The following is a 23355-nucleotide window of genomic DNA, read 5'->3' as shown; positions in this document are numbered from 1 at the left end:
CACCCAAGATCTCCATACCCCAGACCCTAGACACCACCGCCGACAGTTTCCGGCCCGGAAGGCCCTTATTTGTAAGGGATTCCGAAGTTCGTCCGAAATTGTGCCGACACTCCGGATCCGGACGAGTTGTCCACAAGCCGCAGCCACGGGTCGTGCGTGCGTGGATGGTGTAAAGCCTGGATCGGTGGGCTCTGTTCCGATGAAAGCCCGATGGAGGCCTGACGGAGGCCCGATGGAGGCAGTTGTTGAGCCCTGGTTGAGGCCTGGTTGGCTGTGAACTATTGACAGTCACGGTGATTCATTCTGAGAATCATTCACGTGAGTGTTGTGGAGTCGCCGCCGCCGAGTCTCGAGGCGCGCATCCATGGGTTGTTGCCGGCGCTGAGCCCGGCGCAGGTTCGCGTCGCGAACGAAGTACTGCGTGATCCGGGTGCGGTGGCATCGTCGACGATCGGCGAGCTGGCCGCTCGGTGCGGCACCTCCTTGCCGAGCGTGACCCGGTTCTGTCTTGCTCTCGGGCTCAGCGGGTACGCCGAGCTGCGGCTGACGTTGGCTGCCGAGAGCGGCCGGAGCAGTACGAGCTGGGAGCGGGGGACCGGGTCCGAGGTCGGGCCGGACGACAGCCTCGGCGAGGTGGTTCGCACCTTGCTGCGGGCAGACACCCGGGCGCTCGAGGACACCGTCGCGGCACTCGATCTCGACGCTCTCGGCGAAGCGGTCCGGGCGATCTCCGACGCCCGCCGGATCGACCTGTACTCCGTGGCCGGATCCGCCTGCGTCGCGGAGGATCTGCGGCTGCGGTTGCACCGGATCGGGCGTGGCGCGAACTGCTGGAGCGATGTCCACAACGCGCTCACGAGTGCCGCGTTGCTCGGTGCGGGCGATGTCGCCGTCGGCATCTCGCACAGCGGCGAGACGATCGAAGTACTGGAACCGTTGCAGCGGGCCGGGCGGCAAGGAGCCCGGACCGTTGCCATCACCAACTATCCGCGGTCGCCGTTGGCGCGGGCCGCGGACATCGTGCTGGTCACGGCCGCCCGGGACGTCACCTTCCGGACCGGTGGGATGGCCGGCCGGCACGCCCAGATGATCGTGCTCGACGCGATCTACATCGGGGTCGCGCAACGGGACTACCCGCTGGCCGAACAGGCCTTCGACGTCACCGCCGACGCCGTCGCCACCCACCGCACCAGGCGCGCCAACTGAGCAAGTGCCATAGCCAGAGTGATAGCCACAGCCACAGCCACAGCCAGAGTCAGAGCACCACCTCAGCAGAAACTCCCTCGACCGCCCTTGGAGGAGAACCATGCAAAGCCCCCACCGGATCCTCGGCCCCAGCCGCCGCACCCTGCTACTCGGTGCCGGCGCAACCGCTGCCTCGCTGGCAGCAGCCGGTGCCACCGCCGGCACCGCAGCAGCCTCAACCGCCACCTCAGCCGCCTCGACCGGCACCTCGGCCGCCAATATTGCTGCAGGCAACAATGCTGCAATCGACGCCGCGGCGATCCCGTCGCCCGACACTCTGCCGCTGACCGGCGGCCCCGAGTTCCCGGTCGGGTTGTTCTGGCCGCCACATCCCTACGCCAGTACGCCGGAGCGCTTCACCGAGATCGCCGAGGCCGGGTTCGACTTCGTCATCTCGGGCAACTACGCGGGTGACGGCAACATCTTCCAGTACCAGCTCGGTCTGGCCCGTGACGCCGGGTTGCAGATGCTGATCTCGGACGACATCCAGATCCGCAACATGTCCCGCTGGTTCGCCATCTCCGAAAACCCCGCCGACTTCCTCACCATCACACCGGCCGAGGCGCGCGAGTTCTACACCCGGGCCAGAAATGCCTACGGCCCGTTCTCGTCGTTGGCCGGGTTCAACTTCTACGACGAACCCGGGCCAGGCTGGTTCGGCACGCTCGCCAAGGCGCTGGCCGTCTCGCGGGAGCTCGCGCCGCAATTGCTGCCCTACATCAACCTGTTCCCGTCGGACGATCCGAACTACTACCGGGACTTCGTCGACGTGGTGCAGCCGTCGCTCGTCTCGTTCGACCGGTACCCGTTGCTCTCGGAAGGCCGCGAGGACGCGAACTACTTCCACAACTGGGCGATCGTGCGGGACGCCGCCCTGCGAGGCGACATACCGGCGTGGGTCTTCATCCAGACGCTCGCCTACAACGGACATCGCGAGCCGACCGCGGCCGAGCTGCTCTGGCAGGTCAACGTCAGCCTCGCCTACGGCGCGAAGGGCATCCAGTACTTCACCTACTGGACTCCGGAGGCCGCGCGCGGCGAGGGATTCGGGCCCGCGCTGATCACCGTGGACGGCCAGCGCACCAGCCGGTACGCCGCGGCCAAGAAGATCAACACCACCTGGCTCCACCAGGTCGGGCGCGAGCTCAAGCCGTTGGTGTCCGAGTCGGTCGTGCACGCCAACGAGACGCCGTTGCCGAACGGGACCGTCGGTTTCACCCCGACCGAGCTGGTCACCGGGGTCTCCGGGCAACCAGTTGTCGTGGGCACCTTCCGCAGCCGCGACACCGCGGTCAAGGATCGCTGGCTGCTGGTGGCGAACCGGTCCCACAGCGCCAGTACCCGCGCGACGGTGACGGTCGACCCGGCCAAGGTCTCCGGGGTCGAGGTGTTCCAGGCGATCTCTCAGCAGTTCGCCGCGCAGCGCGGCAGCGCCGTACCGGTGAACCTCGCGCCAGGCGCTGCCACCCTGCTCCGGCTCAAGGTGAGGTAACGCCGGCTCCAGGTCAGGTGACCGCGGGGCCGGTGTAGACGCCGAGGGCCCGGAAGCGGAGCCCGGGCTCGGCGTACTCCTCCAGCGCGTGGGCTGTCCAGCCGATGATGCGGGCGAGGGCGAACAAGGCCTCGCCCGCATCGGGCCGGAATCCGTACGCGTGCATCATCGCGGCGACGGCCAGATCGCTGTTCGGGAAGCCCGCGAGCTGCCCGGTGATCACCCGGACCGTCTCCATCACCGGCTCGTCGGCGATCAGCTCGAAGAGCGCCTCTGCTCGTGGATCGCGCTGCTGGTAGATCCGATGCCCGAAGCCCGGCACCGGCTCGCCCGAGCGCAGCTGGTCCGACAACGCCTCGACGGGATCGCTGAGAGCTCGGTCCAGGAACTGGTACGCCAAGGTGGTCGCGGCGCCGTGGTAATGCCCGTCGAGTGCGCCGAGTCCGGCCGACACCACGGAGTACAGGTTGGCTCTGGCGCTGGCGGCGACACGTGCGGCGACGGTGGAGACGGCCAGCCCGTGATCGGCGAGCAGGATCGCCGCCGCCTCGAGCACACGCGGCTCGGGCGGTCGCGTCGACAGCTTGGGCCACAACCGCGCTCCGAATGAGCCCTCGCCGGCCTCGCCAGGCAGCGCCTCGATCAGTACTCCGAGCAGCCGGCGCGCGGCGAGCACCACGGACTCCGGCGCGAGGTCGAACCGCATCGGATCACCGGCACCCAGTACTGCGACGGCGATGCGCAGCTGATCCGTCATGCGCGCAGCCGGAGGCGCAACGTCCATCGCGGTGCGGGCCAGGGCGACCAGCTCGGGCGGCACGGGGAAGGGCTCGCTCTCCTCCAGCAGGCCGGTCCACAGGAGCTGTGCGACGGATTCCACCGACTGCGTGGTCGCCAGGTCGCGGACGGAGTGACCCCGGTAGTACAACTCGTCGTCTGCCAGCAGGGACAGCTCCGACTCGATCCGCTCCACCACGCCGGGGTGATCGACGGTCCGGCTTGCCAGCCGCTCGACATCGGCCGCCGCGAACAGGCTGCCGCGACGGCCGCGCGCCCGGACGCTGGTGAGCTGACCGCGGCTCACGTAGGCGTAGATCGTTTCCGGCTTCACCTTCAGCCGGCGGGCCACCTCGGCCGTCGTCAGGTAATTCTCGTCACGCTGCTGCGCCATCCGCCGCTCCTCCGAGCGCTCACATTGACTGGATCAATATTGACAATACTTGATCGCGATTCAACGCTGAGCTTATGACAATCACAGTGGATGGTCCGATCGATGTACCCCCGGGGCTGCGCAACGTCATCGTGACGGAGACCGAGCTCGGTGACGTCCGGGGAGGCGAAGGCTTCTATCACTACCGGCAGTACTCCGCGATCGACCTGGCTCGCTCGAAGACGGTCGAGGACGTGTGGTTCCTGCTGTTCGAGGGACGGCTCCCGACCGCCTCGGAGCGGGACCACTTCCTCGCCGAACTGGCTCCGCTACGGGTGCTGCCGGCCGAAGTACAGGCGGTGTTGCCGGCCATCGCTTCGGCGGGCCCGGTCTTCAACCCGCTGGCCGGGTTGCGATCCGCCTTGTCCGTACTGGCCGCCGCTCGCCAACTGCCGCCGCTGTGGGACGCGGATGGCGCGCGGCGCAAGGCCGACGCCATGCTCGTGTGCGCGGTGACGCCGACGATCCTGGCCGCGCTGTACCGGTTGCGCGAAGGGCTGGAACCGCTGGAACCGCGGGCGGATCTCACCGCGGCGGCGAACTGGCTGTACCTGGTGACGGGCCGTGAGCCGGAGGCCGAGCAGGCGCGGGCGATCGAGCACTACCTGATCTCGACGATCGACCACGGCTTCAACGCGTCGACCTTCACCGCCCGGGTGATCGCGTCGACCGGCGCCGACGTGGTGTCGGCCGTCGCCGGGGCGATCGGGGCGTTCTCCGGGCCGCTGCACGGCGGCGCGCCGGACCGCGCGCTCGCCAGCCTCGACGAGATCGGTACGCCGGACCGGATCGACGGGTGGGTCCGCGCGAAGGTGTCCGCGGGGGATCGCATCATGGGCTTCGGGCACGCGGTCTACCGGACCGAGGACCCGCGCTCGATCATGCTGCGGGACATCGCCGTCGAGCTGGGCGGCGACCTGGTCGACTTCGCCACCACGGTGGAAAGGCGGATCGTCGAGGTGCTCGCCGAGCTGAAGCCCGGCCGCAACCTGTATGCCAACGTCGAGTTCTACGCGGGCGTGGTGATGTCGCTGTGCGGGTTGCCGCGGGCGATGTTCACCCCGACCTTCGCGGTCAGCCGGGTGATCGGCTGGTCCGCCAACATTCTCGAGCAGTCCGAGGACCCCAAGATCATCCGCCCGGCCGCCCGTTACGTCGGCCCGGTCCCGCCGGTGCCCGTTCCCAGCTGAACCAACTCCGCGGCCGAGTCAGCCGACTGGCTGCGGGGCGGCGGATCTGAAGTGCATGGTGCCGTCGTCGAGGGAGCCGTAGCGCAAGGTGACCAGGTCGCGGGGGTAGTTCTGGCGGAGCCGCCAGGGGCCGTACGAACCCTGGCGGGGCAGGATGGACGCGGCGCGCCGGATGTAGCCGGAGGAGAGGTCCACCACCGGCCGCGGCGGCGCGTCGTACTCCGCGGGGTCGATCTCGGGGACGCAGATCCGGCTGCCGGTGCGGTCCAGGTGGTTGAGCAGGCGGCAGACGTACTGCGAGGTCAGGTCGGAGCGCAGGGTCCAGGAGTTGTTGGTGTAGCCGATGCACCAGGCCAGGTTCGGTACTCCGCTCAGCATCATGCCCTTGTAGACGAACGTGTCGTGCGGGTCGACCCGCTCGCCGTCCACCGTCAGCTCGATCTTGCCGAGGGCAACCATCTGGAGTCCGGTCGCGGTCACCACCAGGTCGGCCTCGAGGTGGTCGCCGGACCGGAGGCGGATGCCGTTCGCGGTGAAGGTGTCGATCTCATCCGTCACCACTGAGGCCGAACCATCCCGGAGCGACTCGAACAGGTCGGCGTCCGGCACGAGGCACAACCGCTGGTCCCACGGCTTGTAGCGCGGCGTGAAGTGCGGATCCGCCGGGATGGAGTCCGGTAGTTGCTTGGCGACCGTGCTGTTCAGCAGCCAGGCGGCATGAGCAGGCCAGCGCCGGAACGCGCTGTACACCGCGGAACTGAAGGCGACGTTCTTCCCGCGGATCAGCCGGTGTGCGAGCTTCTCCGGCAGCACCGCCCGCAGCCGGTCGGAGAACGCGTCCTTCGCCGGCCGCGACGCCACGTAGCTCGGCGTCCGCTGCAGCATCGTCACGTGCGCCGCCTGCGGAGCCATCGCCGGTACCAGCGTCACCGCCGTCGCCCCGCTGCCGATCACCACGACCCGCTGGCCGCTGTAGTCGAGGTCCTCCGGCCACTGCTGCGGATGCACCACCCGGCCCTGGAACTCGTCGAGCCCGGGGAAGTCCACGACGTACCCGGAGTCGTAGTTGTAGTAGCCGCTGCAGACGTAGAGGAACGAGCAGGTGTACGTCTCCTGGCTCGTCTCCACCGTCCACAGCGCGTCGCTGGACGACCACGAGGCCCGTAGTACGCGGCGCCCGAAGCGGATGTTCTTGTCGATGCCGTACGTCGTCGCCGACTCGTGCAGGTACTCCAGGATCGACGGGCCGTCCGCGATCGCCTTCGCCGCCGTCCACGGGTGGAACGGGAACCCGAGCGTGAACATGTCGGAGTCCGAGCGCACCCCGGGGTACCGGAACAGGTCCCAGGTGCCGCCCAGGTCCTCCCGCGCCTCGAGCACGGCGTACGAGTGCTGCGGGCTCTGGGTCTGCAGCCGGTAGGCAGCCCCGATCCCGGAGAGCCCCGCTCCGACGACCAGCACGTCCAGCTGCTCCACGCGTTCCTCCGCTCGGTCTGTTGAGTGCCCAGTCAACAGTAGGCGAAAAACCCGGCCGGGGTGTTTGTCGATTCCGTCCGGCGCCGTTCGTCAGCAAGATGTCAGTAGATACCCCGACACAAGGGAGCCAGAGATGGCGCAGTACATGTTCCTGCTGTTCGACTCCGAGGAGTGGTACGACCGGGTGACGGCGGAGGAGTTCCAGGCCCAGATGAAGTTGCACACCGCGTTCGCGGAAGCGGTGGAGGCGGCCGGCGCCAGCATTCTCGGTGGTGAGGCGCTCGAGCGGTCCTCCACGGCGAGCACGGTCAAGCAGAACAACGGGCAGCCGCTCGTCACCGACGGCCCGTTCATCGAGACCAAGGAAGCCCTCGGCGGCTTCTACGTCATCGAGTGCAAGGACCTCGACCAGGCCCTCGCCCTGGCCAAGGTCTGCCCGTCCGGCAACGTCGAGGTCCGCCCAGTAATGGACACCCGCTCCGGCGCCGAACCCCCAGCCTGAACAACTACACCAACAACTGCTACGAGCTCGCTCGCGTCCCCAGCGGGGCAGCCGGACGAGTGGCGCCGGCTGCCCCAGCCACTGGGGCAGTTGGCGGTGGAGTGGGCGCCCACCTCAGCCGCAGGGGCAGTCGGCGGTGGGATGGGCGCCCACCTCAACAACTGCTGCGAGCTCGCTCGCGTGCTCAGCGGGGCAGATGGGGGAGGGGACCGGCTCGCGCGAGGGGCGCGGGTTGTGTTTAGGGGTTGATTTTGAGGCGGGGAGGAGGTGGGTAGGTGAGTATGGGTGGGGTGGGGGCTCGGGAAGTTGTGCGGGTGGTGGATGAGGCGCATCGGGAGTTCTGGTCCACGGTGCTGGCTTCGACTGTGCGGTTGACGCGGGATATCGATCTGGCGGAGGACTGCACGCAGGACGCTTTCGTACAGGCCTTGAGGACCTGGCCCGACGGAGTTCCGACGAATCCGGCCGGCTGGCTCACCACGGTGGCCCGCAGGCTCGCGCTGGATCGCCTGCGGCGGGAGACGACGCTGCGGCGGAAGTTGCCGCTGTTGATCGAGGACCCGGCCGCGCCCGGCGACGGCGAGCAGCCGACAGACCCGCTCCGGCTCGTGTTCACCTGCTGCCACCCGGCGCTCGCCCGCGACTCCCAGGTCGCGCTGACCCTCCGCCTGATCTGCGGCCTGACCACCCGCGAGGTCGCCGCCGGCCTGCTGATCAGCGAACCGACCGCGGCCGCCCGGATCACGCGGGCGAAGAAGAAGATCGCCGCCGCGGGAATCCCGTACCGGATCCCCGCCGACAACGAGCTCCCCGACCGCCTGGACGCAGTACTGACGGTGGTGCAGCTCGTCTACACCGCCGGGCACGTCGCGGCCGGTCCCGAGCTGACCCGAGCCGACCTGACCGGCCGTGCACTGGAGCTCGCCCGGCTACTTGTGAGACTGATGCCAACCGAGCCCGAACCACAGGCACTCCTCGGACTCCTTCTGATGACGCAAGCCCGAGGCGACGCGCGAGTCACTGAAGACGGCGAACTGGTGCTCCTCGCCGACCAGGACCGCTCCCGCTGGGACGCCCGCCTGCTGGCCGAAGGTGTCTCGCGAGCGACCGCCGCACTGCACGAAGGCCGAGGCCGCTTCGCGTTGCAGGCCGCGGTCGCCGGCCTGCACGTGACAGCCCCGTCGTGGGAGAAGACCGACTGGCATCAGGTAGTCCGCATGTACGACGCGATGCTGCTCGGCTGGCCCTCGCCGATCGTCGCCCTCAACCGAGCAGCCGCCCACAGCCTCGTCCCCGGCGCCGACCTGGACGCGGTACTCACCGAGCTGGATGCCCTAGGCAACGAGCCCGCACTCAAGTCCTACGCCTACCTGCCCGCCGCCCGCGCCGACATCCTGGCCCGCCTCGACCGCCCCACCGAAGCCGTCAAGGCCTACGACGAGGCCATCGCGCTCACCGTCAACGAGACCGAGAACCGCTTCCTCCAACGTCGCCGCGCCGCCCTGCTCTGAAACACTGGAGCTGTGGACGCAGCGATCGAGTACTTCGAGCAGTACGCCGACGGCCCGGTCCAGCTGATCGGCCAGGGCATGGAGGGTGCCGTCTACGACCTCGGCGACGACCTGGTCGGCAAGGTCTGGTTCGACCGCCGACCCGCTGACGTGCTCCCACTCCAGGCCTTCCTCAACGAGCTCAACCACCAAGACCTGCCGTTCCGTACTCCGGATGTCTCCCACGTGGACACCGTCGACGGCCGCGCGGTGAGTATCGAGGCCAAACTCCTCGGTACTCCGCTGAGCGAATCCCTGGCCACCGGCGCGATCACCCGGCAACAAGGCCTGGACCTGTTCGCGGAGGTGGTGGAAGCGCTCGGTAGGACCACAGCGGGTCCGGCGAGCAAGGCGCTTCCACTGATCGGGGAGTCGACCGAATCGTGGCGCGGTTCCTGGGGAGAGACACTGGCCGCAGTCGTCGACCGACGGGCAGCAGCGTCAGGCCAGCATCTACAGAAGGACGTCGACGGGTTCGACCAGTTGCTCGCGAGCGTCCAGGCCAAGTTGGAGGCGATCAAGCCGGACGAACTGCAGATACTGCACGGCGACATCTGCCCGCCGAATCTGCTCGTCGACGAGGACGGCCGAATGGCGCTTCTCGACTGGGGATTCCTCACAACGGCCGGCGACAACACCTTCGACGCTTCAACCGCGGCCGGCTTCTTCGACATGTACGGACCCGACGCCCGCGTCATCGACGACCTGCTGCTCGACCGCTTCGAAGCCGCCGGCCACTCGCGTGAGCGCATGTACCTCTACCGAGCCGCCTACTCCATCACCACGGCCACGATCTACAGCGCGGACGCGAGCGACGGCCATTACCTGTGGTGCGTGAACAACCTCAACCGGGCAGATCTCCGGGACGCTGTTTGATCGGACTGCCGTCGCTGAGGTTGTGCAGCAGACCTGGTTCGGCGAGGAGCAGCGGCAGTCGCCGTGCGTTGAGCGGCGACACCAGACCCTGGAGTTCCTCGACGGAGTACCAGGCGATGTTGAGGATCTCGAAGCCGTCGGGATTCAGCGACTCGATGAACGACGCGTCGTGCTGGCCCCCGTCGTACAGGATCTCGATAGCGTCGCCCCAGCCTTCCCAGCGGGGCAGCCAGTCGATCGCGAGCACTCCCGCGAGCGGCAACGTCGTCCCGAGCTCCTCCTGCATCTCGCGCAGCGCGCCCGACGCTGGGTCCTCGTCGGGCTCGACCACGCCGCCGGGGAGCTCGAGGTCCTTCTTGTAGCCGACCTTGCAGAGCAGCACCCGGCCGGCGGTATCGCGGATCACCACGTGCGCGATCACCCGCTTCTTCGGCAGCACCGAGTCCATCAGCGCGGTCCAGCCGGACAAGGAGTCGACGGCGGGATCCTCCCGGCGAAGGCCGTACACCACCACATCGCGGCGCTCGCCCTGCAGCACGGCACCCCCGCGCAACAGCCCCTCGCGCCGGAAGCCGGAGCGGATGGCGACCCGCGCGGACGAGCGGTTCTCGGGATCCACCTCCGCCTGCAGCCGTTCCAGGCCGAGCTCGCCGAAGGCGTAGACGACCAGCAGCCGTACTGCGCGGCGCGCCACCCGCTGGCCGCGGTACGGCTTGTACGTCGTCCAGGAGACCGACCCGACGCCGGGGGAGATCCGGCGGACCTCGACGTTGCCGACCGGTCCGGGCTGCCCGGCGAGCTCGATGGCGAAGTTCACCACCGCCCGGTCATCGGCGTACTGCGCGCGCCACCGCTCGACCCCCTCGGCCAGGTTCTCGCGGGTCGGAGTTCCGGGGAAGTCGAACCAGCGGGCCATCTCGTCGTCGGCCAGGCCGTAGGCGAGGTCGATGTCCTCGTCGCGCCAGGGACGCAGTGTCAGCTCGCCATCGGTCAAGGTCGGTTGGGGAGGCACGGCGGTCACCCCGCGAACGCTACCCGATCGGGCCAGGCACGGCTCTCGAGTTGAGGCGTGGCCGGTACTGCGGATCAGCCGTCGTGGCGGAACCAGACGGTGCCGAGCGGGGGAACCGAGATCTCGGCGCTGCCGGCCATCCCGTGCCAGCCCGGGCTGTCGGCCTCGACGCCGCCGAAGTTGCCGACCCCCGACCCGCCGTACCGGTCGGCGTCGGTGTTGACCACCTCCTGCCAGTGTCCGGAGTACGGCAGGCCAACGCGGTAGCCGTGGTGCGGGATCGCGGAGAAGTTGGCCACGCAGGCCAGCGTCGGCTCTCCCGGCTCGCCGTACCGGACGAACGAGAAGACGTTGTTGCTTGCGTCGTTCGCGTCGATCCAGGAGAACCTCTCGGGGGAGTGGTCGGTGCCCCAGAGCGCCTTGGTGTCCTTGTAGCTGCCGTTCAGGTCCTTGACCAGTTGCTGCAGGCCCCGGTGGTCGCTGTGGTCCAGCAGCCACCAGTCCAGCTCGCCCTTCTCGGACCACTCGGACTCCTGGCCGAACTCGCAGCCCATGAAGAGCAGTTGCTTACCCGGGTGGGCCCACATCATCGCCAGGTAGGCGCGCAGGTTCGCGAGTTGCTGCCAGCGGTCACCCGGCATCTTGCGCAGCAGCGAGCCCTTGCCGTGCACGACCTCGTCGTGGGACAGCGGCAGCACGAAGTTCTCGGAGTACGCGTACATCATCGAGAACGTCATCTCGTGGTGGTGGTACTGCCGGTGGACCGGCTCGTGCTCCAGGTAGCGGAGCGAGTCGTTCATCCAGCCCATGTTCCACTTGAAGCCGAAGCCGAGTCCGCCCAGATGCGTCGCCCGGGTGACGCCCGGCCAGGAGGTCGACTCCTCGGCCACGGTGATGACGCCCGGCACCCGCTTGTAGAGGGTCGCGTTCATCTCCTGCAGGAACGACACCGCCTCGAGGTTCTCGCGGCCGCCGTACTGGTTCGGCACCCACTGGCCGTCTTCGCGGGAATAGTCCAGGTAGAGCATCGAGGCGACGGCATCGACGCGCAGCCCGTCGATGTGGAACTCCTCGGCCCAGTAGACCGCGTTCGCGACCAGGAAGTTGCGCACCTGCGGCCGGCCGAAGTCGAACACCAGCGTGCCCCAGTCGGGCTGCTCGCCGCGGCGCGGGTCCGGGTGCTCGTACAGCGGTGTCCCGTCGAAGCGCGCCAGCGCCCAGGCGTCCTTCGGGAAGTGCGCCGGCACCCAGTCGACGATCACCCCGATGTTTGCCTGGTGCAACGAATCGACCAGCAGCCGGAAGTCGTCCGGGTCGCCGAAACGCGACGTCGGCGCGAAGTACGAGGTGACCTGGTAACCCCAGGAACCGCCGAACGGGTGCTCCATCACCGGCATCAGCTCGACGTGGGTGAAGCCCATCTCGGTGACGTAGGCAACGAGTTCGTCGGCGAGCTCGCGGTACGACTTGCCCTTGCGCCACGAGCCGAGGTGCACCTCGTAGACGCTCATCGGCTCGGCATACGCGTGCGAGGAGGCGCGGTGGTCGAGCCAGGCCGCGTCCTTCCACTCGTAGGACGAGTCGTGCACCACCGAGGCGTTCGCCGGGGGAGTCTCGGCCAGGTTCGCCATCGGGTCGGCCTTCTGCCGCCAGACGCCGTCCCGCCCGCAGATGTCGAACTTGTACCGCGTGCCCGGGCCGACGCCCGGCACGAACAGTTCCCAGACGCCGGACGAGCCCATCGTGCGCATCGGGTGCGCGCGGCCGTCCCAGAAGTTGAAGTCGGCGGTCAGCCGGATGCCCTGCGCGTTGGGCGCCCACACGGCGAACGAAGTACCGGTGACGGTGCCGGTCGGGCCGTCGTACCGGCGGACGTGCGCGCCGAGCACGGTCCACAACTGCTCGTGCCGGCCTTCACCGATCAGGTGCAGGTCCATCTCGCCGAGCGAGGGGAGGTACCGGTACGGGTCGTCGACCTCGAGCGCCGGTCCGTCGGTGTAGGTGACCTCGAGCCGGTAGTCCGGCACCTTGTCGACGTCGAGCACGCCGACCCAGACACCCTCGAACTCGTGCTCCAGCTCGACCCGCTGGTCGTCGTACACCGCCGTCACCGTGCTCGCGAACGGCCGCAGCACGCGCAGCGTCACCACCTCATCGCCGAGATGCGGCCCGAGCACCTGGTGCGGATCGTGATACGTCCCGCCGATCAGCCTCTCCAGCACCCCACGATCGACCGTGACCGCCTTGCTCCCCGAGGACCTCCCGATCGGCTCGACGTGCGCAGCCTCATAAGCCGACGCCTGCGCAGGCTCAAACGCCTGAACCTGCGGCGCCGCGAAGTCCTCCAGCCCGCTCGACTCGGGCTGTTCCAGCGGCTCGGTGGGCGTGGGCTCAGCGGTGGTCGGTGCGGCTTCGGGAGCCGGCTCCGAGGTGGGACCGGCCGGCATCTCGATGGCCTGATGACGCTCTTCGCCCGTCGCCTCGGAGGCCGACTGTCCCGCCTGGTCGCGCTCGCTCGAATCCATACGCCCATCCTGCCCGATCGAAGCCATTTCCAGTGCACCCCGTACCCGCCCAACCAAGACCTACACAGCTCGGGCACGGACCGGCCGAGGTATGCTGGCATACCATGAAGAGGACGACGGTGAAGCTGCCTGATGAGCTCGATGCCCAGCTACGGCACGAGGCTGCTCGGCGTGGCATGACGATCTCCGAGCTGACCCGCGAGGCCGTCGAGTCCCACCTGGCCGGTCGTCACGGTCGCCGACGTCGGCTGCTCGCCGCCGGTGCCGGCCGCAGTGGACAGTCGGACGTGTCCGAGCGGATCGAAGAGATCCTCGCGGCGGAGGTCGAGCGATAGCGCTCATCGTCGATGCTGGTCCGCTCTATGCGTACGTCGATGCGGACGATCGGCATCACGCCGAATGCCTTGAACTTCTGGCCACGCATCCAGGTCCCCTGCTGGTCCCGACCCTCGTGATCACCGAGGTCACCTACTTGCTGGCAAGCCGGCTCGGGACGACCGCCGAAGTACGGTTCCTCGGCGACCTGGCCGAAGGCAACCTGGTCGCTGAGCCCGTAGTACCGAGGGACTGGCTGCGGATCGCCGAGTTGGCAGCCGTCTATCGGGACCTGCCCCTCGGTACTGCGGACGCGTCAGTGGTGGCCGCAGCTGAACGGCTCGGCATCGCCCAGGTGGCGACCCTCGACCGCCGTCACTTCAGCGTCGTTCGTCCACTACACGTCGACGCCTTCGAACTGCTGCCCTGACTTGCGCCGGCGGCACTTACTCGGTGGCGCTGAGTTGGGCTGCGGCGGCTAGGGGGATGGGGAGCCAGGTGGGGCGGTTGCGGGCCTCGTAGAGGGTCTCGTAGATGACCTTGTCGGCGAGGAACGCGCTCAGCAGGACGCTCTCGTCGCGGGGATCCGAGCCGGCCACCTCGGCGTATCCGTCGCAGAAGGCGCGGCGGTTCCGGGTGGCCCATTCGGCGGCCCGGTAGGCGATCTGCTGGTCGCCCTGGTGGTCCGCGAGCAAGGAGCGGGCCGCGTAGTCGAAGGAGCGCAGCATGCCCGCGATGTCCTTGACCGGGGTGTCCAGCGCGCGCCGCTCGATCAGCGACTTGGCCGGCTCACCCTCGAAGTCGATCAGCTTCCAGCCATCGATGGTCCGCAGCACCTGACCCAGGTGGAAATCACCGTGGATCCGCTGCACCGTGACCGGTACGTCGTATGCCGCGAGGGCGTCGAACGCGCGGCCCAGGCCCTCGGCGTACTGGCCGAGCTCGGGGATCGCCGCGACCGCCTTGTCCAGGCGGCGCTTCATCGCGGCCGAGTGCTCGACCATCTGCGACGGCTCCCAGATGTCCGTGCCCAGCGCCTTCGCCAGCTCCGCGTGTACCTCAGCAGTCGCCGCGCCGAGCCGGTGCGACTCTCCCGCGAAGTCGCCGCCGACCTCCTCGGCGTGCAGGTCCGCCTCGGCGTACAGGTCGCGCACCGAGGTGGTCGCGTACGACCAGCCGTCGGTGGAGTTCTTCTCGAACGCCGTCATCATCGCCAGATCGCCGGAGTCGGTCCCGCCGCCGGCGCGCGGCCAGGAGCCCCGCGCCGACCCGAGGACCTCCGGGACCAGGTCCGAGCCGGCCTCGGTGAGCGCAGACTCGATCTCGACCCCGGGATTGCTCCCGGGCTCGAGCCGGCGGAACACCTTCAGCAGCGCGGTGTCGCCGAAGACCAGCGACGTGTTGCTCTGCTCGACCGTGAGCACCAGCGACTGCGCGTCGTCCGGTACCACGAGGCTGCGCTCGGGCGCGTGCACCGGATGGAACTCGAGTCCCTCCAGCCGGCGCCCGTGCGTCAGCGCGTCCAGCCAGTACGGCGTCGCTTCCTTGTCGTGCAGCGCGTCGTACACCCAGACCCGGGTGTCGCCCAGGTCCGGTTCGTCCCAGTCGCCCACGAACGCGTGGCTGTGGTTGTCGACCGGGGCGGCGTGATAGCTGAGCGGCAGCTGGTAGACCCGGATTGCGTTTTCCGCACCGGGCGGGCCGGCGCAGTAGACGAACCCGATCCGGACCGCGGGCCAGGCGCCCTCGTCCGACAGCCAGGCCGAGGTGGCCATCGCGTCGACGTGGACGTCATGTCCCTTCTCGCCGAACCACCGCTGGTTGGCGCAGAAGGACTGGACCTGGTCCAGATGGGAAGTCACGAAGAGCTCTCCTCACGATCAGCCGCCTTGTTGACCGGCAAGCGGAACCAGTAGAAGCCGTGCGCACCGAGCGTGAGCAGGTAGGGCAGCTCGCCGATGGTCGGGAAGTGCACCCCACCGAGCAGCTCGACCGGCTCCACGCCCTGCCACTGCCGCAGGTCCAGTTCGATCGGCTGCGGGAAGCGTGACAGGTTGTTCACGCAGAGCACCACGTCGTCACCGAACTCGCGAACGTAGGACAGCACGCTCGGGTTGGAACCGCCTAGATCAGTGAAAGTACCCATGCCGAAACACGGGTGCTGCTTGCGGGTCTGGATCATCCGCCGGGTCCAGTGCAGCAGCGACGACGCGTTCTCCATCTCCGCCTCGACGTTCACCGCCTGGAACCCGTAGACCGGGTCCATGATCACCGGCAGGCCCAGCTTGCCCGGGGTGGCCGTGGAGAACGACGCGTTCCGGTCCGGCGACCACTGCATCGGAGTACGGACGCCGTCGCGGTCGCCGAGCCAGATGTTGTCGCCCATGCCGATCTCGTCGCCGTAGTACAGGATCGGCGAGCCGGGCAGCGACAGCAGCATCGCGGTGAACAGTTCCATCCGGTTCACGTCGTTGTCGAGCAACGGCGCGAGCCGGCGGCGGATGCCGATGTTCGCCTTCATCCGCGGGTCCTGGGCGTACTCGCCCCACATGTAGTCGCGCTCTTCGTCCGACACCATCTCGAGGGTGAGCTCGTCGTGGTTGCGCAGGAAGATGCCCCACTGGCAGGTGTCCGGAATCTGCGGGGTCTGGGCCAGGATCTCCGAGATCGGGAACCGCGACTCGCGCCGGACCCCCATGAAGATCCGCGGCATCACCGGGAAGTGGAACGCCATCTGGCACTCGTCACCACCGGACTCGCGGTCGCCGAAGTACTCGACCACGTCGCCGGGCCACTGGTTCGCCTCGCACAGCAGGACACGGTCGGTGTAGTTCGCGTCGACCTCCTTGCGGACCCGCTTCAGGAACTCGTGCGTCCTGGGCAGGTTCTCGCAGTTGGTGCCCTCCTCCTCGAACAGGTAGGGGACCGCGTCCAGCCGGAACCCGTCGACGCCGAGGTCGAGCCAGAACTTCAGCGCCTCGATCATCGCGTCGCCGACGGCCGGGTTCTCGAAGTTCAGGTCGGGCTGGTTGGAGTAGAACCGGTGCCAGAAGTACTGCTGGCGGACCGGGTCCCAGGTCCAGTTCGAGGTCTCGCTGTCGACGAAGATGATCCGCGCGTCGGCGTACGCCGTGTCCGTGTCGGACCAGACGTAGAAGTCGCCGTACGGGCCGTCCGGGTTGTTGCGGGACTCCTGGAACCAGGGGTGCTGGTCCGAGGTGTGGTTCATCACGAAGTCGACGATGATCCGGATGCCGCGCGCGTGCGCGGCCTCCATGAACGCGGCGAAGTCGGCGATCGTGCCGACCTCGGGCATCACGTTCGTGTAGTCGGAGATGTCGTAGCCGCCGTCACGCAGGGGTGAGGGGTAGAACGGCGGAAGCCAGAGACAGTCCACGCCGAGCCACTCGAGGTAGTCGAGTTTCTCGGTCAAGCCTTGCAGGTCGCCGATGCCGTCGGCGTTCGAGTCCTTGAAGGACCGCACGAGGACCTCGTAGAAGACGGCCCGCTTGAACCACAGCGGGTCACTCTTCGTCAGTCCGTGGTGCTGCTCCGGCAGCATGTCGGTCACGCTCACCTCCATCGGGTGTATCCCCTCGGTCCAAACCTAGCGGTACTGCGGGCTGCCGCCACCGGGTCGATCCGGCGACGCGCGGGTGGACTCCTGCCCCAGCACGGGAATCCTCTGTTCTCCCATACCCGATCGGCGCGGTCCCAAAAGGGAACCCCGATCGGCACAGTCCTGCAGAAGGCACGGCTGAAGGTGAGTCCGAGCAATTGAACGCTGCGGGATGGGCGGTCCGGACGGCGTTCTGCTCAGTGTGACGGGCGTTTGCCAGTACAAGCAAATGGGGGCTCGATCGCCCTATTCACGGTCCGATTCGTGACCCGGACTGCGTTGCTTACCGGGCCGCGGGTCGTTATTTTCCGGGGCTCGCGGACTTGCGCGGCTTGCGGACGTACTTGGTGAAGCCGGCGCGTTCGGCGTCGGCCTCGGCGCGGAACCAGACCTCGGGTCTGGTCCGGCCGTAGTACGGCGAGTCGGGCGTGTGGAACAGCATCGACTGCACGTTGCCCTTGATCGTGAACCCGTCCGGCGGCCCCTGATGCGGCACCGCCTCGGCCGAGCCCTCGCCGTACCGCCCCGGCGGAACTGCATCAGTTTCAGCCAGTACCTCGTCCGCCGCGGGCCCGGGGTCGTCGAACAGGGTCGGCTCGGTGTTCCCGTTCTCGACATCCATCCGCCGCGAGAACGCAGGAGCAGCCACCGCCTTCGCCTGTACTACGGGCGCGGGCTCGGCCTTCTCCTCAGACTCGACGGGTTCCGGTTCGGGAAGCGGTTCCGGGGTGGCTGCCTGGGATTCCTCGTGCTGAGTCTGGTCGAAGGCCTCGACCGGTTCCTCAGGCAGGCGCTCGGCTGGTTCCTCGAAGCGGCGGGGCGGCGCGGCGGACGCAGTACCGGCTGCTGCTACGCCGGCCCCGACGAGAACTTCACTCTTCTCCTCGGAATCCTCGGCCGCCTCGCGGGTCTGCTCCCTGGCCACCTTCGCCTGCGACTGCTCCCGGAGTGCCAGCAGGAACCAGGTGATCGCCGCGCCGAGCACGAACGCGAGCAACGCCCACAGCCAGTTGTGCCGTACCAGCCAGCCCATCAGCGCACGCCCTTCGAACGCGCGGGCAGGGCACGGTGCAGCAGCCAGGCGGCGGCGCTGCCGACCACGAACGCGGCCAGCAGCAGGATCCAGGCCTGGGCGATCAGCCAACTCATCAAATTCCCCTAAGGAACTCTATGGAACTCGGATCTCGACCCGGCGGTTCGCTATCCGGCCGGCGGAGGTGGTGTTGGGCGCCACCGGACGGGTCTCCCCGTAGCCGTGGCTGGTGATGCGCCCGGCGGTTACGCCGAGCCGGACCAGCGTCGCCTTGACGGCGTCGGCACGCTGCTGTGACAGCGGCAGGCTGGTCGCTGGGCTGCCGAGGTTGTCGGTGTGGCCGCCGACCTCGACGTCGACGGAGTCGCAGCTCTTCAGCAGCGAGGCCGCGCGCACCACCGAAGGCCGGGAGGCCTCGTTCACGATGGCGGTCCCGGACAGGAAGACGATCTTGTTCTGCGTCATCAGCCGGGCCAGCCGCGCCTCGAAGGTCTGGCACGCCTCGCTGACCTGCGGTTTGTCGGCGGTCGGCACCTGCAGCTGGTTGGCGATCACCGCACCCGGTACGGCGGTGGCCACGGCGCGGGCCGCGGTCGCCTTGCTGGCCTGGTCGGCGACCTTACCGCTCAGGGTGACCGTAGTGCCGTCGTACTTCACCGAGGCCTCACCGGTCGCGCTCGAGAGCGCCTGCAGCAATGCGGTCAGAGCTGCCGGGTTGGGCAGGCCCGCGGCCGGGTCGACGCTGAGCTGGTTGTCGAACCTCATGCCCTCGGTGAGCAGACCGTCGATCTCCTTGGCCACGGAGTCCTTGGTGGCCTGGTCCCGCACGACCGCCTGGACGGTGAGCGAGTCGTCCGTCCTCGTCACCGCGAAGGGCGCGATCGCCACCTCTTCCGCGGTGGTCGTCGGCGGCCCGGTGGGCGTCGCGGTCGGATCGGCTGTGACCTCGGACTGGGCGACATTGCTGCCGCCCCTGGTGCTTGCTGTCCGAACCCCATCCACCGCGGCCACCACAGCTCTGGCCTCGGTCGCGTCACCCCCGGCCGGTACGACGACCGTCGCGTCCCGCCCGGAGAAATCGACCTGTACGCCGGTGATGCCGCGGGCGTCGAGTGCGGCCAGCGAACGGTCGCGGAGGTCGTCCTCGGTCGGGCCGGTGCGCACCGCGATCAGCACAGCCGTGAGCAGGACCGGAACGATCAGGGCAGCCAGCACCCAGACAAGTGCGGGCCGCCGCCGGACGATTCCGGTACTCGTCGTGGCGGCCGGAGTGTTGTCGGACCGGGATTCGTCCGGGGATCCGGGCACTGTTCCTCCGTCGGATGCGGTCAAAAGTGACCGTGCGCGAGGACATTACTCCGTCAGACGGCCACTGCGCACTCCAACCCGCGAACGTGCCCGTGTGGATCAGCCCGGGGTGGACTCGGTCAGGCCGATGCGGGTGTGGAGAGTACGCAGGGGAGCGGGGGACCACCAGGCCCAGCGACCCATCAGACCGAAGGCGGCGGGCACGAGAATGCCCCGGATCAGCGTGGCGTCGATCAGGACGGCCAGGCCGCTGCCGATGCCGAACAACTGGATGAAGCTGACCGAGCTGGTCCCGAAGGCGAAGAAGCTGACCGACAGGATCACCGCCGCCATCGACACGATCCGCCCGCTGCGCGCCAACCCCGTGGTGACCGAGTCGGTCAGGGTGGCGCCCTCGTCGTGCTGTTCCTTGATCCGGCTCAGCACGAACACCTCGTAGTCCATCGACAACCCGAAGGCGATGCAGAAGAGCAGCACCAGCATGCTCGTGTCGAGCGGCAACGGGGTGAACCCGAGCCAGCCCGACAGCCGGCCGTCCTGGAAGATCAGCACCATCGCACCGAGCGTCGCGGACAGCCCGATCATGTTCAGCAGCAAGGCCCGCAGCGGCTGCAGCAGACTCCCGGTGAACAGGAACAACAGCACGAAGGTCGTCAGCGCGATCATGCCGCCGGCCAGCGGCAGCCGGGAACCGATCGCGTGCTGACTGTCCATGAACCGCGCAGTGTTGCCTCCGACCAGGAATTCACCCGGCCCCGGCAGGGCGCGCACCGAGTCCACCAGTTGCCGCGCCTCCGCGGACCGCGAGTCGGCCTCTGTCACGACCGCCAGCCGTTGAACACCGTCGGCGACGAGTCGTGGATTCGCCGGCGCGACCTGCCGGCCGCCCGCGAACGTCCCGGCCGCCGACTCGACCCGGACCACATCGGGCAGGCTCGACAGCTTCACGGCGTACTCCGGGAGGTTGCTCGTGGCGACCGGGCCGGCACTGATCAGGTTGAGCGCGTTCGTGTCGTCGCTGCCGAAGTCGTCGCGCAGAGCATCGCCCACCACTCGACTGGAGGCTGTGGTCGGCAATACCCGGTCGTCGGGTGTCCCGAACTCGACATGCAGCAGAGGAGTTGCCAATAGCAACAATCCGGCGAGCACCGGCAGCGCGGTCAGACCCGGCCGCCGCATCGCCAACGCGGCCAGCCGTCCCCAGAACGGCGCCTCGGTCTTCGGCGCACCCTTCGCCCACGGGAGCCGGCCCGCGTTCACCCGGTGACCGAGCACCGTCAGCAGCGCCGGCAAGACCACCAGAGCCCCGACCATGGCGATCACGATCACGCCGATCCCGGCGTACGCGAAGGAGCGGAGGAAGAAGAGCGGGAAGAGCAGCAGCGCGGCGAGGGCGACCGCGACGGTCAGCGCGCTGAACACGATGGTGCGGCCGGCGGTCTCGACCGTGCGGACGACCGCTGCCTGGACGTCGGCGCCTTTGCCGAGTTCCTCACGGTAGCGGCTGACCATCAGCAGTGCGTAGTCGATCGACAGGCCGAGTCCGAGCGCCGTGGTCAGGTTGACCGCATAGATCGAGACATCCGTGGCCGATCCGAGCAGCGCGAGTTCGGCGAAGGTGCCGAAGATCGCGATCGCGCCGACCGCCAACGGCAGCAACGCGGCAACCACGCTGCCGAAGGCGAGTACGAGCAGCGCGAGGATGATCGGTACTGCGATCGCCTCGGCCAGCGCGAGGTCACGGCCGACCTGCGCGTTGACGTCATGGTTCACCCCGACCTCGCCGCCGAGGTTCACCGTCAGCCCGTCGTGCTCGCCGCCGTACGTGCTGATCAGCCGGTTCGCGATCTCGGTCCGGGAGTCGAAGTCTCCGCTGATCGAAGCGACCACCAGCGCCTTGGCCCCGTCCTCGGACCGCATGGCCGGCGCTTTGGTCGACCAGTACGACGCGACGCCGGTGAGGTCGGGCTCGGCCGAGATCCGGCGGGTGAGCTCGGTACCGGCCTTCGCGACGGCCGGTTCGTCGACACTACGGCCGGCGTCGACCACGAAGACGAGGTCGGCCTGGCCGTCGAACTTGTCCGCGAGTGCGGTGGCGGCCCGGGTGGATTCCGCGCCGGGGTCGTCGAAACCGCCCCCGGCGAGCTTGCCGAAGGCGCCGAAGCCGACGACGCCGGCGGCGATGAGCAGGAGAGCGGTGATCAGCAGGACCGGTTTCGCGCGGTGGGCGATGAAGGTGCCGAGGCGATGCAACATGGCGGGACTCCGTCAGGTCAGGAACTGGCAAGGGAGGTCGGGCCGCCCCGAGCGCGCCGGCAGGCGATCCGCAGAAAGTTGACGGGTGTAAACTTTATGGGTGTTAACTTGCCAGAGATGTGCACAGCCGTCAACATCTGCCAGATGAGCAGTCGGGATGCGTATCACCACGGAGATCTGCGGAACGCCCTGATCGCCGCGGCGGCCGAGCTGGCCGAACAGGGCGGGCCGGGCGCTGTCACGATCCGCGCGGCGGCCCGGATCGCCGGCGTCACCCCGACGGCGGCGTACCGGCACTTCTCCGGGCATGAGGCGTTGCTCGCCGCGGCCAAGGCGCACTCCCTGGACCAGATGGGCGAGGCGATGCGCAAGCGGCTGGCCGCACTGCCGCCGGAGCCGGACGAGGCCAAGGCGGCGATGGCCCGGATGGAAGCGATCGGCCGTGGCTATGTGGACTTCGCGCTGTCGGAGCCCGGCCTGTTCCGGACCGCGTTCGTGCTGGACGTGGACAAGCCGGCGCCGGACTTCCGGGGTTCGGACGGGCCGCACGAGATGCTCGTCAAAGGGATCGACGAACTCATCCGGCTGGGTTTCGTCGGGGAGGAGTACCGGGTCGGATCGGAGGTCGCGTCCTGGTCGCTGGTGCACGGGTTGTCGCTGCTGATGCTCGAAGGCCCGCTGGCGCGGCTGCCGAAAGAGGAGCGCCAGGCGGTGGTCGATCAGACGATGAACGCCTTCGTCCGAACCTTCTGGGTGGCCCGTTCGGCCACCTGATCCCGCAGTCGCCGCGACTCAGCGCGACCGTGGAAGGCCCTTTCCGTGGCGCTCCGTAGAGAACCCCTGTCCAAGAGTGTCCGGCTTAGGCCAGGGCGCATTTGTGCCAGCGGTGCGCGCAGGTAATCCCTTGACTAAACCTTCGTGGTTGGCCGTACTTATCCTGCGTCCGACCCCGGCATGCGGTGAACGGAGGGGCTCCATGGAGAGGCTGCCGGACTCGTCATTGATCATCGGGGTGGCCACGTCCACCGCCGAGCGGGTGCAACTCGCCCGGCTGCTGGGTGGTGCCGACGCGCTGCTGCTCGTCTCCAGCGCAGAACAGGCCCGCGCCTTCCTGGACCTCACCACCGCCTGCGACTCGACCCCCGTGGTACTGACTCCCACAGTGTTGCCCACGGCATCCAGGGGAGCGGTCACTGCCCAGATCGAGTCACCCCTGCCCACGTCTGGTCCCCACCCGGGCACCAGGCCCGCCGTGGTCGCGGCCCCACCCGCGGTGGTCGCGGGTCCGCCTGTGGCGGTGGCGGGTCCGCCTGTGGCGGTGGCGGGTCCGCCTGCGGCGGTGGCGGGTCCGCCTGCGGCGGTGGCCGCAGTACCGGCCGCTGACGAGGCGCTACGTCTCGACGAGGACCGTCGGGTGGCGCGCTGGAAGGACCGCGAGATCCCGCTGACCCGCCTGGAACACGACTTCCTGCACTGCCTGGTGAAAGAACCGGGCCAGGTCTGGACCTACCAGCGCCTCCACCACGCGGTCTGGGGCAACGAACACCTAGGCCACGGATCCCACATCCACTCAGTCGTCAAACGCCTCCGCCAAAAACTCGCCGAACTAGGCGCCTCCGTAACCATCCACGCAGTCCGAGGCGTCGGCTTCCACCTGCTCCCAGCCGCCTAGAACCTCCCCACGCTGCTCCGCCGTTTGCCGGGACGCTGGCAGGCGGTCAGGCTCAGGCGGACACGCCTCCACCT

Annotated in this window: 19 protein-coding genes; 10 read left to right on the top strand and 9 right to left on the bottom strand. The window is 68.6% G+C overall.

Going from position 1 to position 23355, the window contains the following annotated elements; all coding sequences use genetic code 11:
* Window positions 1-318 precede the first annotated feature (318 nt).
* Entirely contained in the window at window positions 319-1206 is an 888-nt protein-coding gene (locus EV644_RS37785; protein WP_132195229.1) for a MurR/RpiR family transcriptional regulator, read from the top strand.
* Window positions 1207-1306: 100 nt separating this feature from the next.
* The gene (locus EV644_RS37780; RefSeq protein WP_199240230.1) at window positions 1307-2737 is read left to right on the top strand and encodes a hypothetical protein; all 1431 of its coding nucleotides are present in this window, start codon (window positions 1307-1309) and stop codon (window positions 2735-2737) included.
* A gap of 13 nt (window positions 2738-2750) precedes the next feature.
* Here EV644_RS37780 and EV644_RS37775 read toward each other — a convergent pair whose 3' ends face one another.
* Complete coding sequence (locus tag EV644_RS37775; RefSeq protein WP_132195231.1) at window positions 2751-3908, bottom strand: citrate synthase; 1158 nt, start codon at window positions 3906-3908, stop codon at window positions 2751-2753.
* A gap of 74 nt (window positions 3909-3982) precedes the next feature.
* Here EV644_RS37775 and EV644_RS37770 point away from each other — a divergent pair, with 74 nt between their 5' ends.
* Window positions 3983-5137 (top strand): citrate/2-methylcitrate synthase, encoded by a 1155-nt coding sequence (locus EV644_RS37770; protein WP_132195233.1) that lies wholly within the window; start codon window positions 3983-3985, stop codon window positions 5135-5137.
* Window positions 5138-5155: 18 nt separating this feature from the next.
* Here EV644_RS37770 and EV644_RS37765 read toward each other — a convergent pair whose 3' ends face one another.
* A complete protein-coding gene (locus EV644_RS37765) occupies window positions 5156-6613 on the bottom strand; it encodes a flavin-containing monooxygenase (RefSeq protein ID WP_132195235.1) in 1458 nt (485 codons plus the stop codon).
* A gap of 133 nt (window positions 6614-6746) precedes the next feature.
* Between EV644_RS37765 and EV644_RS37760 the strand changes: the two genes are divergently transcribed.
* From EV644_RS37760 to EV644_RS37750, 3 genes are all read left to right on the top strand, one after another.
* Entirely contained in the window at window positions 6747-7115 is a 369-nt protein-coding gene (locus tag EV644_RS37760) for a YciI family protein (RefSeq protein WP_132195237.1), read from the top strand.
* A 281-nt stretch (window positions 7116-7396) separates the two neighbouring features.
* Window positions 7397-8626 carry an RNA polymerase sigma factor gene (locus tag EV644_RS37755; RefSeq protein WP_132195381.1) on the top strand — a complete coding sequence of 410 codons (1230 nt, stop codon included), beginning with the start codon at window positions 7397-7399 and terminating at the stop codon, window positions 8624-8626.
* 12 nt (window positions 8627-8638) lie between these two features.
* Entirely contained in the window at window positions 8639-9541 is a 903-nt protein-coding gene (locus EV644_RS37750) for a phosphotransferase family protein (RefSeq protein ID WP_132195239.1), read from the top strand.
* Here the strand turns inward: EV644_RS37750 and EV644_RS37745 are convergent.
* Together EV644_RS37745 and glgB are read right to left on the bottom strand one after the other, a co-directional pair.
* Window positions 9510-10562 carry an NUDIX hydrolase gene (locus tag EV644_RS37745; RefSeq protein WP_132195241.1) on the bottom strand — a complete coding sequence of 351 codons (1053 nt, stop codon included), beginning with the start codon at window positions 10560-10562 and terminating at the stop codon, window positions 9510-9512. The two genes, EV644_RS37750 and EV644_RS37745, sit on opposite strands and share 32 nt — an antisense overlap.
* 65 nt (window positions 10563-10627) lie before the next feature.
* The gene (gene glgB, locus EV644_RS37740) at window positions 10628-12820 is read right to left on the bottom strand and encodes a 1,4-alpha-glucan branching protein GlgB (RefSeq protein ID WP_132195383.1); all 2193 of its coding nucleotides are present in this window, start codon (window positions 12818-12820) and stop codon (window positions 10628-10630) included.
* A 362-nt stretch (window positions 12821-13182) separates the two neighbouring features.
* Here glgB and EV644_RS37735 point away from each other — a divergent pair, with 362 nt between their 5' ends.
* Window positions 13183-13413: a ribbon-helix-helix domain-containing protein gene (locus EV644_RS37735; protein ID WP_132195243.1), complete on the top strand. Its 231-nt coding sequence runs from the start codon at window positions 13183-13185 to the stop codon at window positions 13411-13413.
* Window positions 13410-13823 carry a type II toxin-antitoxin system VapC family toxin gene (locus EV644_RS37730; protein WP_132195245.1) on the top strand — a complete coding sequence of 138 codons (414 nt, stop codon included), beginning with the start codon at window positions 13410-13412 and terminating at the stop codon, window positions 13821-13823. The genes EV644_RS37735 and EV644_RS37730 overlap by 4 nt, the downstream gene beginning before the upstream one ends.
* Window positions 13824-13839: 16 nt before the next feature.
* Here the strand turns inward: EV644_RS37730 and EV644_RS37725 are convergent, their stop codons facing one another.
* The 5 genes from EV644_RS37725 to EV644_RS37705 form a co-directional block, all read right to left on the bottom strand.
* Window positions 13840-15255 (bottom strand): maltokinase N-terminal cap-like domain-containing protein, encoded by a 1416-nt coding sequence (locus tag EV644_RS37725; protein ID WP_132195247.1) that lies wholly within the window; start codon window positions 15253-15255, stop codon window positions 13840-13842.
* Entirely contained in the window at window positions 15252-16976 is a 1725-nt protein-coding gene (treS, locus tag EV644_RS37720) for a maltose alpha-D-glucosyltransferase (protein WP_132195249.1), read from the bottom strand. The genes EV644_RS37725 and treS overlap by 4 nt, the downstream gene beginning before the upstream one ends.
* Before the next feature lie 337 nt (window positions 16977-17313).
* On the bottom strand, window positions 17314-18045 hold the full coding sequence (locus EV644_RS48215) for a sunset domain-containing protein (RefSeq protein WP_132195251.1): 732 nt from the start codon (window positions 18043-18045) through the stop codon (window positions 17314-17316).
* Between the two features lie 135 nt (window positions 18046-18180).
* On the bottom strand, window positions 18181-19353 hold the full coding sequence (gene arfA, locus EV644_RS37710; protein ID WP_132195253.1) for a channel-forming protein ArfA/OmpATb: 1173 nt from the start codon (window positions 19351-19353) through the stop codon (window positions 18181-18183).
* Between the two features lie 99 nt (window positions 19354-19452).
* A complete protein-coding gene (locus tag EV644_RS37705; protein ID WP_132195255.1) occupies window positions 19453-21609 on the bottom strand; it encodes an MMPL family transporter in 2157 nt (718 codons plus the stop codon).
* 144 nt (window positions 21610-21753) lie between these two features.
* Between EV644_RS37705 and EV644_RS37700 the strand changes: the two genes are divergently transcribed.
* The gene (locus EV644_RS37700) at window positions 21754-22383 is read left to right on the top strand and encodes a TetR/AcrR family transcriptional regulator (RefSeq protein ID WP_158293046.1); all 630 of its coding nucleotides are present in this window, start codon (window positions 21754-21756) and stop codon (window positions 22381-22383) included.
* A gap of 202 nt (window positions 22384-22585) precedes the next feature.
* Window positions 22586-23281, top strand: a complete 696-nt coding sequence (locus EV644_RS37695) for a winged helix-turn-helix domain-containing protein (protein WP_132195259.1) — start codon at window positions 22586-22588, stop codon at window positions 23279-23281.
* Window positions 23282-23355: the final 74 nt, after the last annotated feature.

This window comes from Kribbella orskensis (assembly GCF_004342085.1).
Taxonomy (GTDB): Bacteria; Actinomycetota; Actinomycetes; order Propionibacteriales; family Kribbellaceae; genus Kribbella; species Kribbella orskensis.
Note: the sequence above shows the minus strand (reverse complement) of the source record. Positions and strands in the feature narration are given on the sequence as shown.

Coding starts and splice junctions, on each gene's coding strand:
- EV644_RS37780 (WP_199240230.1), top strand. CDS start 1,307: ATGCAAAGCCCCCACCGGATCCTCGGCCCCAGCCGCCGCACCCTGCTA.
- EV644_RS37775 (WP_132195231.1), bottom strand. CDS start 3,908: ATGGCGCAGCAGCGTGACGAGAATTACCTGACGACGGCCGAGGTGGCC.
- EV644_RS37770 (WP_132195233.1), top strand. CDS start 3,983: ATGACAATCACAGTGGATGGTCCGATCGATGTACCCCCGGGGCTGCGC.
- EV644_RS37760 (WP_132195237.1), top strand. CDS start 6,747: ATGGCGCAGTACATGTTCCTGCTGTTCGACTCCGAGGAGTGGTACGAC.
- EV644_RS37755 (WP_132195381.1), top strand. CDS start 7,397: ATGGGTGGGGTGGGGGCTCGGGAAGTTGTGCGGGTGGTGGATGAGGCG.
- EV644_RS37735 (WP_132195243.1), top strand. CDS start 13,183: ATGAAGAGGACGACGGTGAAGCTGCCTGATGAGCTCGATGCCCAGCTA.
- treS (WP_132195249.1), bottom strand. CDS start 16,976: ATGGAGGTGAGCGTGACCGACATGCTGCCGGAGCAGCACCACGGACTG.
- EV644_RS48215 (WP_132195251.1), bottom strand. CDS start 18,045: ATGGGCTGGCTGGTACGGCACAACTGGCTGTGGGCGTTGCTCGCGTTC.
- EV644_RS37705 (WP_132195255.1), bottom strand. CDS start 21,609: ATGTTGCATCGCCTCGGCACCTTCATCGCCCACCGCGCGAAACCGGTC.
- EV644_RS37700 (WP_158293046.1), top strand. CDS start 21,754: ATGAGCAGTCGGGATGCGTATCACCACGGAGATCTGCGGAACGCCCTG.
- EV644_RS37695 (WP_132195259.1), top strand. CDS start 22,586: ATGGAGAGGCTGCCGGACTCGTCATTGATCATCGGGGTGGCCACGTCC.